The following is a 1013-nucleotide window of genomic DNA, read 5'->3' on the forward strand; positions in this document are numbered from 1 at the left end:
CAGGGAGGAGATCCGGATGGATGAATCGATGAGACACGACATCGCGCTGTTTCGGTACGGGCTGATCGCTCCGTTGGTGAATGGCCAGGTGGAGCCCAAAGCGTAAACACAACCTGGTGGGAAAAGAAATCTTGCCGATGCCGGAGCGAAAGCGTTTTGCGTATGAAGAGATCAATGAGCTATGGCAAGGGGACTTATCCCATGGACCCACGATTCGCGTCCATGGGAAAGCCCAGAAAACGTTTTTGATCGCCTATATCGATGACTGCTCGCGGTTGGTGCCGTATGCCCAATTTTTCCCTTCGGAGAAGTTTGACGGGTTGCGGATCGTCACAAAGGAAGCGGTGCTTCGTTGCGGGAAGCCGAAACGCATTTACTCGGACAACGGGAAAATTGATCGATCCGAGGTGCTGCAGTATGCGTGCGCCGAGATGGGGATTACACTCATCCACACTCAGCCGTATGACCCGCAAAGCAAGGGAAAAATCGAACGGTTCTTCCGCACCGTACAGACACGGTTTTATCCACTGTTGGAGCTGAATCCGCCGAAATCGCTTGACGAGTTGAACGAGCGTTTTTGGAAGTGGCTTGAAGAAGAGTATCATCGAAAACCGCACGCCTCACTGGACGGAAAAACGCCGCATGAGGTGTTTCAGTCCCAAGTGGAACGAGTGGTGTGGATCGAAGACATCGATTGGCTGGACGCGATTTTTCTGAAACGGGAGCACCGCAAGGTGAAAGCCGATGGCACGATCACCCTGAATAAACAGCTATACGAAGTGCCGCCTCGGTTCATTGGGCAATCGATTGAGCTCCGCTATGACGAACGAGGCGTCTATGTGTACGAAGATGGCAAACGGGTGGCGGAAGCCATTCGGGTGCGTTTGGAGGATAACGCCTATGTGAAGCGCCACCGGTCGCCGTTTGCGGCGGTTTCGGCGAAGGAGGGCGAACAGGATGTATAAAACGTTTTATTCCCTCTCGCGGGAGCCGTTTGCGAAAGAAACCGACCC

Annotated in this window: 1 pseudogene; it reads left to right on the forward strand. The window is 53.6% G+C overall.

Annotated features, from left to right (window positions below):
* Nucleotides 1–16: 16 nt before the first annotated feature.
* Nucleotides 17–965, forward strand: a pseudogene (locus tag CV945_RS16960) (transposase).
* Nucleotides 966–1013: the final 48 nt, after the last annotated feature.

The organism is Geobacillus sp. Manikaran-105, from assembly GCF_002809955.1.
Taxonomy (GTDB): domain Bacteria; phylum Bacillota; class Bacilli; order Bacillales; family Anoxybacillaceae; genus Geobacillus; species Geobacillus thermophilus.